General features: G+C 63.1%; 14 protein-coding genes. 6 read left to right on the forward strand and 8 right to left on the reverse strand.

The annotated features are described in order from the left end of the window. The first annotated feature begins 263 nt into the window (after positions 1-263). Both VEC01_RS07895 and VEC01_RS07900 read left to right on the forward strand, forming a co-directional pair. Positions 264-1,994 carry a histidine kinase gene (locus VEC01_RS07895; protein WP_324900263.1) on the forward strand — a complete coding sequence of 577 codons (1,731 nt, stop codon included), beginning with the start codon at positions 264-266 and terminating at the stop codon, positions 1,992-1,994. 2 nt (positions 1,995-1,996) lie between these two features. Then, the gene (locus VEC01_RS07900; protein WP_324900264.1) at positions 1,997-2,653 is read left to right on the forward strand and encodes a response regulator transcription factor; all 657 of its coding nucleotides are present in this window, start codon (positions 1,997-1,999) and stop codon (positions 2,651-2,653) included. Between the two features lie 12 nt (positions 2,654-2,665). Here VEC01_RS07900 and rng read toward each other — a convergent pair whose 3' ends face one another. The 8 genes from rng to VEC01_RS07940 form a co-directional block, all read right to left on the reverse strand. After that, a complete protein-coding gene (rng, locus tag VEC01_RS07905; RefSeq protein ID WP_324900265.1) occupies positions 2,666-4,132 on the reverse strand; it encodes a ribonuclease G in 1,467 nt (488 codons plus the stop codon). Next, positions 4,129-4,749 (reverse strand): Maf family protein, encoded by a 621-nt coding sequence (locus VEC01_RS07910; RefSeq protein WP_324900266.1) that lies wholly within the window; start codon positions 4,747-4,749, stop codon positions 4,129-4,131. The genes rng and VEC01_RS07910 overlap by 4 nt, the downstream gene beginning before the upstream one ends. A 7-nt stretch (positions 4,750-4,756) precedes the next feature. Further along, positions 4,757-5,227: a 23S rRNA (pseudouridine(1915)-N(3))-methyltransferase RlmH gene (gene rlmH, locus VEC01_RS07915; protein ID WP_324900267.1), complete on the reverse strand. Its 471-nt coding sequence runs from the start codon at positions 5,225-5,227 to the stop codon at positions 4,757-4,759. Between the two features lie 18 nt (positions 5,228-5,245). Beyond that, positions 5,246-5,911, reverse strand: coding sequence for a ribosome silencing factor (rsfS, locus tag VEC01_RS07920; RefSeq protein ID WP_324900268.1), 666 nt, complete (start codon positions 5,909-5,911; stop codon positions 5,246-5,248). Further along, entirely contained in the window at positions 5,911-6,567 is a 657-nt protein-coding gene (locus VEC01_RS07925) for a nicotinate-nucleotide adenylyltransferase (RefSeq protein WP_414691425.1), read from the reverse strand. Before VEC01_RS07925 ends, rsfS begins: the two co-directional genes overlap by 1 nt. Further along, entirely contained in the window at positions 6,564-7,484 is a 921-nt protein-coding gene (gene hemF, locus VEC01_RS07930) for an oxygen-dependent coproporphyrinogen oxidase (protein ID WP_324900269.1), read from the reverse strand. The genes VEC01_RS07925 and hemF overlap by 4 nt, the downstream gene beginning before the upstream one ends. 465 nt (positions 7,485-7,949) lie before the next feature. Then, entirely contained in the window at positions 7,950-9,224 is a 1,275-nt protein-coding gene (purD, locus tag VEC01_RS07935; RefSeq protein ID WP_324900270.1) for a phosphoribosylamine--glycine ligase, read from the reverse strand. An 86-nt stretch (positions 9,225-9,310) separates the two neighbouring features. Then, positions 9,311-10,036: a YebC/PmpR family DNA-binding transcriptional regulator gene (locus VEC01_RS07940; protein ID WP_324900271.1), complete on the reverse strand. Its 726-nt coding sequence runs from the start codon at positions 10,034-10,036 to the stop codon at positions 9,311-9,313. A 152-nt stretch (positions 10,037-10,188) separates the two neighbouring features. On the opposite strand from VEC01_RS07940, the gene VEC01_RS07945 reads away from it, so the two are divergent. From VEC01_RS07945 to VEC01_RS07960, 4 genes are all read left to right on the forward strand, one after another. After that, positions 10,189-11,724 carry a DUF853 domain-containing protein gene (locus VEC01_RS07945; protein WP_324900272.1) on the forward strand — a complete coding sequence of 512 codons (1,536 nt, stop codon included), beginning with the start codon at positions 10,189-10,191 and terminating at the stop codon, positions 11,722-11,724. A 133-nt stretch (positions 11,725-11,857) separates the two neighbouring features. Then, positions 11,858-12,769 (forward strand): DMT family transporter, encoded by a 912-nt coding sequence (locus tag VEC01_RS07950; protein WP_324900273.1) that lies wholly within the window; start codon positions 11,858-11,860, stop codon positions 12,767-12,769. Positions 12,770-12,777: 8 nt separating this feature from the next. Continuing rightward, a complete protein-coding gene (locus VEC01_RS07955; protein WP_324900274.1) occupies positions 12,778-13,557 on the forward strand; it encodes an SDR family oxidoreductase in 780 nt (259 codons plus the stop codon). Between the two features lie 27 nt (positions 13,558-13,584). Beyond that, positions 13,585-13,980 carry a methylglyoxal synthase gene (locus VEC01_RS07960; RefSeq protein WP_324900275.1) on the forward strand — a complete coding sequence of 132 codons (396 nt, stop codon included), beginning with the start codon at positions 13,585-13,587 and terminating at the stop codon, positions 13,978-13,980. The last annotated feature ends 4 nt before the right edge of the window (positions 13,981-13,984 follow it).

The following is a 13,984-nucleotide window of genomic DNA, read 5'->3' on the forward strand; positions in this document are numbered from 1 at the left end:
ACATCGCCGCACCATCGGCGATTTCAAAGGCAAGTTGCGTGACACGATCAGACATCAACATCTCCTAGTGACCAATTGTTTTCTTGTCTATTAATTGTGATTATTGCAATATGAAGATTCCTAGTCCGCGGGTGGAGCATACCGCCGACGAAGGGGCGCGCATATCGTGTGTAAATTGCGACGGGCATCGTTCAAAGCACGATAGCAAGTGGCTGGTTCCCGCAGGATTCCGGTGACATCAACTTTGACGATAGAGGCTGCCGATGCGTCGGCTGTTCAAACATTCGCACTGGTTCATTCTCATCGCAGGCATTGCGGTGACCTTTTGGGCTGCCCGCTACGTCGACCAGCAGATCGAAAGAAAAGCACGCGACAGCTTCGTGCTGAGAGTGCAGGACGTGGAAGCGGCGGTTTTCAGGCGCCTGCGCAGCTACGAAGATCTATTGTTCGGGGTGGCGGGGCTCTACCGCGCATCGCGGGAAGTTCCACCGGAAGCCTTTCATGTGTACGGCGATAGCCTGAACATCGGCGAACGCTTTCCTGCGCTTCAAACCATCAATTTCGCGCAGTACGTCCCGCGCAGTGAACTGGACAGGTTTCTGCGGGACGGTGCGGGCGACATGCAAAAGCAGCAGGATGGCGATAGCCCGTCCTTGCCGAACGATCGCGACGAGTACATGGTGATCACGCGCGCATTTCCACCTGAAATGGCTTCAACGCTTGGTGTCGACGTCTTCCAGAACCTGGCTCGCCGCCTTCCAAACGCACGCGACGGCAAGAGCATTCTGCGTCGCGACGACTACCTCCGGAACAGGGTGCTGAGTTCCGGCATTCCGTTGACCATCCCAGGCGCGAGCTTTTCAGCACTCGCGGCGAGACTGGGCGTGTTCAAGCCTGACAAAGACAACCGTATCATGTTTCTGGGAACCGCCGGGATCGGCTTCTACCTGCACAATTTTTTCAGGGAGGCCATTCCGGACAAACTCGCTAACACGCTCCATTACAGGATGACAAACATCGGGCGAGAAAACGGCACGAGGTACGAGCGGCCAATCCCGATTTTCGACAGCCGCTCGATTCACACCGGTATCGATCCGGATCATATGGCGCCTGAAGAACTGCTTACGCGTCATTTCGACATCCCATTCGGCGGTGCGCTGTTCCGGTTCGACGTCACCGAGCGTCGCGACGTCTCGATGGAAGGCTATGAAAAGCTTTTGCCGGGGACAATTCTGCTTGGAGGGTTATTGTTCTTCGGAGGCATTGCCCTGACCACGCGTCGCATATCGACCCATAATGCGTTACTCGATGAGGCGGTGAACAAGCGCACGATCGAATTGCAATGTGAAATCAACCGCACGAAGAGCCTGGAACAGGAGCTTGCCGCTGTCACAAAGTCCGAACGTGTCCGCATCGGAAGAGAGCTTCACGATGACCTGGGGCAGCGTCTCACCGGGATCAGTGTTTCCGCCGAGATTCTCGCGACGGAACTTCGTTCGATCGACCAGAAGCTGGCGGCACAGGCCGACGCCCTCGGGCGCGCCACGAGCGAGGCGATGGTGCAAGTGAGGTCATTGGCGCACGGCCTGATGCCAGTGGCAGCGGTGCCGGAAGGATTGCGCGACGCGCTGGGTCATCTGGCAGCGACGATTTCGAGGCTCTCCGGCATCCGCTGCGCCTTCGACTTCGACGACCCTGTCGACGTCACGGATGAAAATGTCTCCGCCCATCTTTACCGCATCACTCAGGAGGCGGTCAATAACGCTCTCCGTCATGCAAATGCGCGAACCATCGATATCCGCCTCGATGAGCGGAACGGAAAAGTCTCGCTGAGCATTCGTGATGACGGCTGCGGTTTCGACAATAAGCACCCGGCGTTTCGTAGCGGGCTGGGGTTGAACACGATTACTTACCGCGCATCGATCATCAACTACGACCTGGAAATCCTCTCATTGCCAGAAAGAGGAACGGAGATCAGGGTGACCGAGTCATGAGAATGAACGGATATGATCATCAGGAACTGCATGTGTTGCTGGTTGACGACCATCCGGTAGTGCGGGTCGGGTTCGCCGCGCTCCTCGGCCAACTCGGGCCGCCATTACGAATCCACGAGGCGGATAACGCGGGCCAGGCTGTTTCAATTTGTCTTGAACGGTCGCCCCGATTTGCGCTGATTGATTTGTCGCTGAACGGCGAACTGTGCCTTGACTTGATAAAACGCATCCGGTTTGTCAGTCCGGCCACCGCAATTCTCGTCGTATCCATGCACGACGAAAGGATCTATGCGGAACGCGCGCTGCATGCAGGCGCGTCCGGCTACGTGATGAAGCACAACGCGGCGAAGTCAATCGTGCAGGCGGTGCGGATGATACTCGAAGGCCAGGTCTGGCTTTCGGAAGAGATGCGGAACATGGTCGTGAAGCGATTTGCCGAACGCGTCAGCCCGTGCAGCAGCAAGCTTGAATCCTTGTCCAACCGGGAGCTTGAGGTGTTCCAGATGATCGGGAAAGGACTGAAGAAATCCGACATTGCCCAGGAACTCCGCATTTCTTCGAGCACCATCGAAACGTACCGCGCCAATATCAAACGCAAGCTGGGAATCGATTCAGGCGCCGAGCTATACCGGAGGGCTTTCCTCCACTTCCAAGGCTAGGGGGGCGACACGTTACATCAGGATAATGTCGTACTGCTCCTGGTGATACAAGGTCTCCACCTGCAGCGAAATCGGCTTGCCGATGAAATCCCCCAGCATCGCCAGATGCTGGGATTCCTCTTCCAGGAACATGTCGACCACCACCTGCGCGGCGAGGATGCGGAATTCGCGCGGGTTGAACTGCTTTGCCTCGCGCAGCAGTTCGCGCAGGATTTCATAGCAGACGGTGCGCGCGGTCTTGACCTGGCCCTTGCCGGCGCAGGCCGGGCAGACTTCGCACAGGATGTGCGCCAGCGATTCCCTGGTGCGCTTGCGCGTCATCTCGACCAGGCCGAGCTGCGAGAAGCCCGACACCGATACCTTGGTGCGGTCGCGCGACAACGCCTTGTTCAGTTCCGCCAGCACCGCGCCGCGGTGCTCGGCATTTTCCATGTCGATGAAATCGAGGATGATGATGCCGCCCAGGTTGCGCAGCCGCAGCTGGCGCGCGATCGCATGCGCCGCTTCGAGATTGGTCTTGAAAATCGTGTCGTCGAAGTTGCGGCCGGTGACGTAGCTGCCGGTGTTGACGTCGATCGTGGTCATCGCCTCTGTCTGGTCGATGATCAGGTAGCCGCCCGATTTCAGGTCGACGCGGCGCCCGAGCGCGCGCTGGATTTCCTCTTCCACGCCGTACAGGTCGAACAGCGGGCGCTCGCCGGTGTAGTGCACCAGCTTGGACAGCACCGACGGCGTATATGCATTGCCGAACTGCTGCAGCTTCTGGAAGTTTTCGCGCGAGTCGACCTGGATGGTCGAGGTTTCGTCATTGACGAAGTCGCGCAGCACCCGCTGCGCCAGGTTCAGGTCCTGGTAGAGCAGGGTCGGCGCCGGCTTCGACTTCGCCGCCTGCGTGATGCTCGCCCAGGTCTTGCGCAGGTAGGCGATATCGCCGTCGAGATCGGCGTCGGATGCATCTTCCGCCATGGTGCGGATGATGAAGCCGCCTTTTTCTTCCGGCGGCAGGAGTTTCTGCACCTTGGCCTTCAACGCCTCGCGGTCGACTTCGTTCTCGATCCGCTGAGAAATGCCGATGTGCGAGTCCTGCGGCAGGTAGACCAGCATGCGGCCGGCGATCGAGATCTGCGTCGACAGGCGCGCTCCCTTGGTGCCGATCGGGTCCTTGATCACCTGCACCATCACCGACTGGCCGTCGTAGAGCAGTTTCTCGATCGGCATCGGCATCGCGTTCTGCGTGTTGTCGTGCGGCCGCGCTTCCCAGATGTCGGCCACATGCAGGAAGGCCGCTCGTTCCAGGCCGATGTCGATGAACGCGGACTGCATGCCGGGCAGCACGCGCACCACCTTGCCGAGGTAGACGTTGCCCGCGAGTCCGCGCGACAGCGTGCGTTCGATGTGGAGTTCCTGTACTGCTCCCTGGAGGATCAATGCAACCCGCGTCTCCTGCGGAGTGATATTGATGAGGATGTCTTCGCTCATAAAGTCGGGATGCCGGCTTGATTTAGTATTTGTGCGGTCTCGTGCAGCGGCAGGCCCATGATGCCGGTGTAGCTGCCGGCGATGTGCTTGACGAAGACGGCAGCCATGCCCTGGATGCCGTAGCCGCCGGCCTTGTCATAGGGCTCGGGCGACGCGCAATAGGCGCGCATCATGTCTTCGGTGAGTTCGGACAGGGTGACGTCGGAACTCTGGGTGAGCTGCCAGGTATCCTGGTCGCGGTGCAGCGCGACGCTGGTGATCACCTGGTGCGTGCGGCCGGACAGCGCGCGCAGCATGTCCATCGCTTCGGCCTGGTCGGCGGGCTTGCCGAGGATGCGGCCGTCGATGACCACGGTGGTGTCGGCGGCAAGCACCGGGCGCAGCGGCAGCCGGCGCGCGATCATGATCTCCCACGCCTTTTCGGCTTTTTCGCGGGTCACGCGCACCACGTAGTCCTGCGCCTTCTCCCCCGGCAGCACAGCCTCGCTCACGTCCGGGCCGCGCGGCATCTGGTCGCGCAGCAGCAGCAGTTCGAACTCGACGCCGATCTGGCGCAGCAGCTCGCGCCGGCGCGGGCTCTTGGAGGCGAGGTAGATCTTGTGGTCTGCCGGTTTCATGAATTCTTCAAATCCTGTGGTACGGGTGGTTCTGCGTGATCGACCAGGCCCGGTACAGCTGCTCGGCGAGCAGCACGCGCACCATCCCGTGCGGCAGGGTCAGGCTCGAGATCCTGACCAGCATGTCGGCCGATGCCTTGAAGCCGGCATCCAGGCCGTCCGCGCCGCCTATCACGAATGTAACATCCCGCCCGTCTTGTTGCCACTGCGTCAGCAGTTGCGACAATTGCATCGTCGTCAGGTCCTTGCCCCGTTCATCCAGCGCGACGATCCGCGAGCCCTTGGGGATCGCGGCTTCGATCTTGGCGCGCTCCAGCGCCATCACGGTGTCGGCGGTCTTGCTGCCGGAGCGTTCGACAGGCTTGATTTCCTTGAGGAGGATGCGGCATTCCGGCGGCATGCGCTTGGCATACTCGCCGAACCCGTCTTCGATCCAGGCAGGCATCTTGTGGCCTACCGCAGCGATGATGAGCTGCATGAGGGGGGCGTGCGGCGCTTACGCAGTCTTCTTCGCGGTCTTCTTGGCAGCGGCCTTTCTCGGCGCGGCGGTCTTGGCGGCGGTGACCTTCACGGTCTTGCCGGCGGGCGCCTTGGCAGCAGTCTTGCGCGCAGTCGTGGCCTTGGCGGCGGTCGACTTGACGGCAGTCGATTTCGCCGCCGGCGTCCTGGCCGCGGTCTTCTTCGCGGCGGTCTTGCGCGCCGGCTTCTTCGGCTCGTCGTCGTCGAGCGGTGCCTGCACCGCGGCGATGTGGGTCGAGCGCTTGCGCGGCGCCGGGGCTTCGCCGTCGGCGGCCGCCGCGGTCTTCTTCGCGGTGCGCTTGGCGGCGCCGAACTTCACTTCCTTTTCGCCCCAGATCTCTTCCAGGCGGTAGTAGTCGCGGATCGCGGGCTGCATGATGTGCACCACCATGTCGCCGAGGTCGACCAGCACCCATTCGCCGGTGTCTTCGCCCTCGATGCTGACGATGTTGCCGCCTTTTTCCTTGACCTTGTCGCGCACCGATGCGGCGAGCGCCTTGGTCTGGCGGTTGGAGGTGCCGGAAGCGATGGCCAGGCGGTCGAACATGCTGGTCAGATGGACAGTGTCGAAGACGCGGATGTCCTGTGCTTTGACGTCTTCCAGAGCGTCGACGACGGTGGCTTGCAGTTTTTTGATGTCCATTAGTTTCCGTAAAGATGATGTTGTTTTATATAGTCTAGCACCCCGGCCGGGATCAGCGCCCCCGCATCCGCGCCCCTTTCCAGGGCGGCGCGGATTTGTGTGGCCGAAATATCGACGGCAAGGTTGGTTGCAAGGTACGCCAGTCCGGCGGGCGTGCCGCGGATCTGGGCAGGCGTTGCCGCGCGGCGCGCGAATTCCTGCGCCACTTCCGGCGCCACATGCGCGGCATCCATCGAAAAGCCGGGCCGTGACGCGGCGCAGATATTGGCATAGTTGAACAAGGCCCGCCAGTCTTTCCAGGTTTGCAACTGTTGCAGCTGGTCCGCGCCGATCAGGAGTGTGATCGATGCCCGCGGGCCGAGTTCGTCGCGCAGCGCGCGCAGGGTGTCGATCGTGTAGGTCGCGCCTTCGCGCCGGATTTCCTGTTCGTCGATGACCACCGGCACCGCCATCTGGCCGAACGCGAGGCGCGCCATTTCCGCCCGGTGCGCGGGCGCGGTCTGCAGGCCCTGTTTCTGCCAGGGCTGGCCGGCGGGGATCACGCGCAGCTCGTCCGGCACCAGCAGCTTGCCGAAATAGCTGCCCAGCGCCAGGTGGCCGTTATGCACCGGGTCGAAGCTTCCGCCCAGCAGCGCGATGCAGCGCGCCTCGCTCACACCCAGTCCTTCGGCTGCAGGAAGTCGGTGTACAGCTTCGCCTCCGGCGTGCCCGGTTCCGGCTTCCAGTCGTAGCGCCATTTCACCACCGGCGGCATCGACATCATGATCGATTCGGTGCGGCCGCCGGACTGCAGGCCGAAGAGCGTGCCGCGGTCGAACACCAGATTGAATTCGACGTAGCGGCCGCGGCGGTAGGCCTGGAAGTCGCGTTCGCGCTCGCCGTAGGGCGTGTCCTTGCGTTTTTGCAGCAGCGGCAGGTAGGCATCGACGAAGCGGTCGCCGACGCTCTGGATCATCGCGAAGCTCTGCGCGAAGCCGAGTTCATGGAAGTCGTCGAAGAAAATCCCGCCCACGCCGCGCGGCTCCTTGCGGTGCTTCAGGTAAAAGTAGTCGTCGCACCATTTCTTGAAGCGCGGATGCAGCGTGTCGCCGAACGGCGCGAGCGCATCCTTGCAGACCTGGTGGAAATGCTTCGCGTCTTCCTCGAAGCCGTAGTAGGGCGTGAGATCCATGCCGCCGCCGAACCACCAGACCGGCTCTTCGCCTTCCCTGGTGGCGGTGAAGAAGCGCACGTTCATGTGCGAGGTCGGGGCGTAGGGGTTGCGCGGATGCAGCACGAGCGACACGCCCATGGCTTCCCAGCTGCGGCCGGCGATTTCCGGGCGGTTCGCCGCGGCCGTCGGCGGCAGGCTGCTGCCGCTCACGTGCGAAAAGCCGATGCCGCCGCGTTCCAGCACATTGCCTTCTTCCAGGATGCGCGAAATGCCGCCGCCGTTGATCGGGCCGGCGCCGTGCGGGCGCTCCCACTGGTCGGTCAGGAATTGCTTGCCGTCTACCTGCTCAAGGGCGGCGACGATGCGCTGTTGCAGGCCGAGCAGGTAGGTTTTGACGGAGTCTGCGGAGGTGGTGGTCACGGTGTGGTCTGGTGCGGTTGTGGGGATGGGGATAATGGTACGGCGAAATGGTGTTCTTGGTTTTTCCTTGTGCGCCGGCTGCAGCCTTGAGTTCCCTCCCCTTCAAGGGGAGGGGCAGGGTGGGGATGGGTTTGCCTTTCCCCCTTGTACGCAGCCGAAAAAATCTGGCGTCGGGCGGATTAAGAAGCGAAATTTGTCTGAGCACCGAGCGCAGCGAGGGCGAGTTATTTCGCTTCCCGCTCGGCGCCGGATTTTTTCGGGAACCCCCGAAGGGGGCTGCGGATTAGGGTCGCCTTTCTTTGCTTACTTTCTTTGGCGAAGCAAAGAAAGTAAGTGGCCCGCCGGGGCCAGTCCCGGCAAGTCTCTACGGAGACACTATCGGGTTGAATCACCGGAGAGAGTTCCAGATACTCCGTGCGGTGGGTATCGCTGCGCTCAACCCACCCTACAAATTGGGCCTCCGTATTACCCCGGCCGCTTCAGCGCCCGCCAGCCGATATCCCTCCGGAACTGCGCACCGTCGAAACGGATCTGGTCCACCGCGTCATACGCATGCTTCTGCGCGATGCGCACGCTGTCGCCCAAGCCGACCACGCACAGCACGCGCCCGCCGGAAGTGATCAGCTTGCCGCCGGCCATCGTGGTGCCGGCATGGAAGGTCACGCAGTCGGGCGTCTCTGCCGGGATGCCGGAAATCGCGTCGCCCTTGCGCGGTGCGTCCGGGTAGCCGGCGGCGGCCATCACCACGCCGAGCGCGGTGCGGCGGTCCCATTCGAGCTCGATTTCGTCCAGCGTGCCGTCGACCGCATGCTCCATCACGCTGACGAAGTCGGTCTTCAGGCGCGCCATGATCGGCTGCGTCTCCGGATCGCCCATGCGGCAGTTGAATTCCAGCGTCTTCGGATTGCCCTTGGCGTCGACCATGATGCCGGCGTACAGGAAGCCGGTGTACGGGATGCCATCCTTCTGCATGCCGAGCACGGTCGGATTGATGATCTCGCGCATGATGCGCGCATGCAGCGAAGGCGTCACGATCGGGGCTGGCGAATACGCGCCCATGCCGCCGGTGTTCGGGCCTTCGTCGTTGTCCTTCAGGCGCTTGTGGTCCTGGCTGGTCGCCAGCGGCAGCACATGCTTGCCGTCGACCATCACGATGAAGCTGGCTTCCTCGCCGGCCAGGAATTCCTCGATCACCACGCGTGCGCCGGCATCGCCCAGCTTGTTGTCGGACAACATCATGTCCACCGCCGCATGCGCCTCGTCGACCGTCATCGCGACCACCACGCCCTTGCCGGCCGCCAGGCCGTCAGCCTTGATGACGATCGGCGCGCCTTTCTGGTTGATGTAGCGGTGCGCGGCGGCGACGTCGGAAAAGGTCTGGTAATCGGCGGTCGGGATGCGGTGGCGCTTCATGAAGGCCTTCGCGAAATCCTTGGAGCTTTCCAGCTGCGCCGCTTCCCTGGTCGGACCGAAGACCTTCAGGCCCTGGTCGCGGAAGATGTTGACGATGCCGGCCGCCAGCGGCGCTTCCGGGCCGACGACGGTGAAGGCGATGTTTTCCTTGATCGCGAATTGCGCCAGCCAGCCCGGATCGGAAATGTCGACATTCTGCAGGCGCGGGTCGAGGGCGGTGCCGCCGTTGCCCGGCGCCACATAGACCATTTGAATCCGCTCGGATTGCGCGAGCTTCCAAGCCAGGGCATGTTCGCGGCCGCCTGAACCGACTACCAGAATTTTCATGGGGGTATCGAAACGTTAGGGGGAGTGCGGGTTTCATCCCTGCACTCCCCAATTTACTTGTGAAACCGGTAAAGCGAAAGACAGACTTATTCTTCGATGACGGCGTTGGTATAGACCTCCTGCACATCGTCCAGATTCTCCAGCGCGTCGAGCAGTTTCTGCATCTTCACGGCGTCGTCGCCGGTAAACACCGTTTCGGTCGCGGGCTTCATCACGATCTCGGCCATTTCCGCCTTGAAGCCGGCCTTTTCCAGCGCATCCTTGACGGCGGAGAAGTCGTTCGGCGCGGTCAGCACTTCGATGCCGCCTTCTTCATCGGTCACCACATCCTCGGCGCCGGCTTCCAGCGCGGCTTCCATCAGCTTGTCCTCGTCGGTGCCGGGCACGAAGAACAGCTGGCCGCAGTGCTTGAACAGGAAGGCCACCGAACCTTCGGTGCCCATGTTGCCGCCGAACTTGGAAAACGCATGGCGGACTTCGGCCACGGTGCGCACCCGGTTGTCGGTCATGCAATCGACGATGATCGCGGCGCCGTTGATGCCGTAACCCTCGTAGCGGATTTCTTCGTAGTTCGCGCCTTCCAAGCCGCCGGTGCCGCGCTGGATCGCGCGCTGCACGTTGTCCTTCGGCATGTTGGCATCGGCCGCCTTTTCCACCGCCAGGCGCAGGCGCGGGTTGCTTTCGATGTCGCCGCCGCCCAGGCGGGCCGCGACCGTGATTTCCTTGATCAGACGCGTCCAGATCTTGCCGCGCTTCGCATCCGCGGCAGCTTTTTTGTGCTTAATATTGGCCCATTTACTGTGTCCAGCCATGGTGTTTCTTTCTTGGAAGTGAACGAGAGAGGGCTGTGGTGCCCGCTTTGGCGCAAAAACTGATCCAAAATAAGGCGGTACCAAGCCGAAAACCAATCTACAATTTTACCATATCGCCCCTTGTCAAAACTTGCCTGAAAGCTCATTCCAACATGCCGAAAAACCTGCTGATCGCGAAGAACCAGGAGCTGGAACTCGCTCTTCTTTCCAATCTTGCAAACCGGCACGGCTGCATCACCGGCGCCACCGGCACCGGCAAGACGGTGACCCTGCAGACCCTGGCCGAGTCCCTGTCCAATATCGGGGTGCCGGTGTTCATGGCCGACGTCAAGGGCGACCTGTCGGGTCTTGCCAAGCCCGGCAGCGCGACGCCGCGCATCCAGGAGCGGCTGGACCTGCTGAAACTGGAGGCGCCGGCATGGTCGGGCTGTCCGGTCACGTTCTGGGACGTGTTCGGCGAGAAAGGCCATCCGGTGCGCGCGACCGTGTCCGACCTCGGCCCGCTCCTGCTGTCGCGCATGCTCAATCTGAACGAGGTGCAGGAAGGCGTACTGCAGCTGGTGTTCAAGGTGGCCGACGACAACGGCCTGCTGCTGCTCGACCTGAAGGACTTGCGCGCGATGCTGCAGAACGTGGCGGAAAACGCGGGCGAGCTGCAGGCCGAGTACGGCAACATTTCCCCGGCCAGCGTCGGCGCGATCCAGCGCGGCCTGGTGGCGATCGAGGAGCAGGGCGGCGACCGCTTCTTCGGCGAGCCGATGCTCAACATCGACGATTTCATGCAGACCGACGCCAAGGGCCGCGGCGTGGTCAACATCCTCGCCGCCGACAAGCTGCTCAATGCGCCGCGCCTGTACGCGATCTTCCTGCTGTGGATGCTGTCGGAGCTGTTCGAGCACCTGCCGGAAGTGGGCGACCTCGACAAGCCGAAGCTGGTGTTCTTCTTCGACGAGGCGCACCTGCTGTTCGACGAGGCGCCCAAGGCGCTGCTGCAGAAGATCGAGCAAGTGGTGCGCCTGATCCGCTCCAAGGGGGTGGGCGTGTACTTCGTCACGCAGAACCCGCTCGACATTCCCGACACCGTGCTCGGCCAGCTCGGCAACCGCGTGCAGCATGCGCTGCGCGCGTACACGCCGCGCGACCAGAAGGCGGTGCAGGCGGCGGCGCAGACCTTCCGGCCGAATCCCAGGCTCGATACCGCGCAGGCAATCACCGAACTCGGCGTCGGCGAGGCGCTGGTGTCCTTCCTCGACGAGAAGGGGCGGCCGAACGTGGTGGAGCGCGCGCTCATCGTGCCTCCGGCCTCGCAGATCGGACCGCTTACCGATGCCGAACGCGGCGAGGTGATCGCCAGTTCCGTCGTTGCCGGCGTGTATGAAAAGACGGTCGACCGCGAATCCGCGTATGAAACGCTGAAGGGGCGGGTGGCCAAGGAAATGCCGAAGGCGGAAGAAGTGAAGCAGGCCAGGGGCGGCGCGCGGGCGCAGGCGCCCGACGACGCGCAGGATGCGTCGGGCGGCGGCGGCTTCAGGGATGCGCTGGGCGGCCTGTTCGGCGGCGGCAGCGGCGTCGGCCGGCGCAGGGACACGATGGTGGAGGCGATGGTGAAGTCGGCCGCGCGCAGCATCGGCTCCCAGGTCGGACGGGAAATCATCCGCGGGGTGCTGGGGTCGATCCTGAAGAAGTGATGCCTGGGGGCGCCCGGCCGGGCCACGCGCTTGATGCGCCGGTTTACAAGCGGACCGGCGGCGTGGCGTCCGGGCAAAGACCCCCTCCGCACAGTCGAATGTAAGAAAATCCTCCCCGGCGTACAATCGCCGCATGCCTTCCACCAGCGTTCCGCTCTCCGCCCGTCAAACCTTTCTCGCCGGCCTGGCGCTTGCCATCGCCGGCGCCGTGCTGTTTTCCGCGAAGGCGATCGTCGCCAAGCTGATTTACCGCTACGGCGTCGATGCGGTCACGCTGATCGCGTTCCGCATGCTGTTCGCGCTGCCGTTCTTCGCCGCCGTCGCGCTGTGGAAGGCGAAGGGCGCGGCGCCGCTGACCAACCGCGAGCGCGCGCAGATCGTGGTGCTCGGCCTGCTCGGCTACTACCTGTCGAGTTTCCTCGATTTTCTCGGGCTGCAGTACATCTCCGCCGGCCTGGAGCGCCTGATCCTGTTCCTGACGCCGTCCTTCGTGCTGCTGATCTCGGTGTTTTTCCTCAGGAAGAAAATCAGCGCCACCGAATGGATGGCGCTCGGCACCGCCTACCTCGGCACCGTGCTGGTCTTCCTGCACGACGTGCGCCTGGGCGGTGCCGGCGTGTGGCTGGGCGGCGCGTTCGTCCTCGGCAGCGCGGTGTCGTACGCGTCCTACCTGTTGCTGTCGGGAGAGCTGGTGCAGCGCGTCGGCTCGCTGCGGCTGGTGGCGTACGCAATGTGCGTGTCCAGCGTGGCATGCATCGTGCAGTTCTTCCTGCTTCGTCCGGCATCGATGCTGGTGCAGCCGGGCGCGGTATACGGGCTGTCGCTGTTCAATGCCGTGTTTTGCACGGTTTTCCCGGTATTTTTGACAATGGAGGCGGTGTCGCGCATCGGCGCGCCGACCGCATCGCAGGCGGGAATGATCGGGCCGGTGTCGACCCTGTTCCTGGGGGCGCTGATCCTCGGCGAACCCGTGACCGGCATTCAGCTGGCCGGCACCGCGCTGGTGCTGGCCGGGATTTATTTGTTGACCAGAAAAAGAGCCTAGGGGGGAGCATGGATCTTGGAATTGCCGGCAAACAGGCGCTGGTCTGCGGCGCCAGCAAGGGACTGGGCCGCGGCTGCGCGGAAGCACTGGCGGCGGAAGGCGTGCATGTGACGCTGGTCGCGCGCGGCGCGGACGCGCTGGAGGCGACCGCGGAGGAAATCCGCCGCCGTACCGGCGTGAGCGTCATCGCGGCGGCCTGCGACATCACCACCGCGCAGGGCCGGCAGCAGGCGCTCGCCGCCTGTCCGCAGCCCGACATCCTCGTCACCAATGCCGGCGGTCCGCCGACCGGGGATTTCCGCGACTGGACGCGCGAGGACTGGATCGCGGCGCTCGACGCCAACATGCTCACGCCGATCGAACTGATCAAGGCCACGGTGGACGGGATGATGGCGCGCCGCTTCGGCCGCATCATCAATATCACGTCCAGCGCGGTGAAGGCGCCGATTGACATCCTCGGCCTGTCCAACGGCGCGCGCTCCGGCCTGACCGGCTTCGTCGCCGGCATCGCCCGCAAGACGGTGGCCAGCAACGTAACAATCAACAACCTGTTGCCGGGGCAGTTCGATACCGACCGGCTGAAGAAAACCCTGGGCGCCGCCGCCGGAGCGGCCGGAAAGCCGCTCGAGGAAGTCGTCGAGGCGCGCCGCCGGCAGATCCCGGCGCAGCGTTTCGGCAACCCGGCGGAATTCGGCGCGGTTTGTGCATTCCTGTGCAGCGTGCATGCCGGCTACATGACCGGGCAAAATATCCTGCTGGACGGCGGCAACTATCCGGGCACGTTCTGAACCTGAAACAGTATTGACGGAGGCGATGTGAAGAAGCGAATTGCATTGATCGCGCACGACAAGAAAAAGGACGACATGGTGGAGCTGGCGTCCGAGTATGCGGACCTGCTGCGCCAGTGCATCCTGGTGGCGACCGGCACCACCGGCAAGCGGCTGCGCGACGAAGTCGGCCTGACGGTGGAGCGCAAGCTGTCCGGGCCCGTCGGCGGCGACCTGCAGATCGGCGCGGAACTGGTCGAAGGCAAGATCGACGCGGTGATCTTCCTGCGCGACCCGATGACGCCGCAGCCGCATGAGCCCGACATCAACGCGCTGGTGCGCGCCTGCGACGTGCACAACGTGCCGTGCGCGACCAACGTGACGTCGGCCAGGATGCTGCTGGCGCAGATCGTTCCCCATCATCACCATAACCACAATCATTAAGCGC

This window comes from Noviherbaspirillum sp. (assembly GCF_035627455.1).
Lineage (GTDB): Bacteria > Pseudomonadota > Gammaproteobacteria > Burkholderiales > Burkholderiaceae_D > Noviherbaspirillum.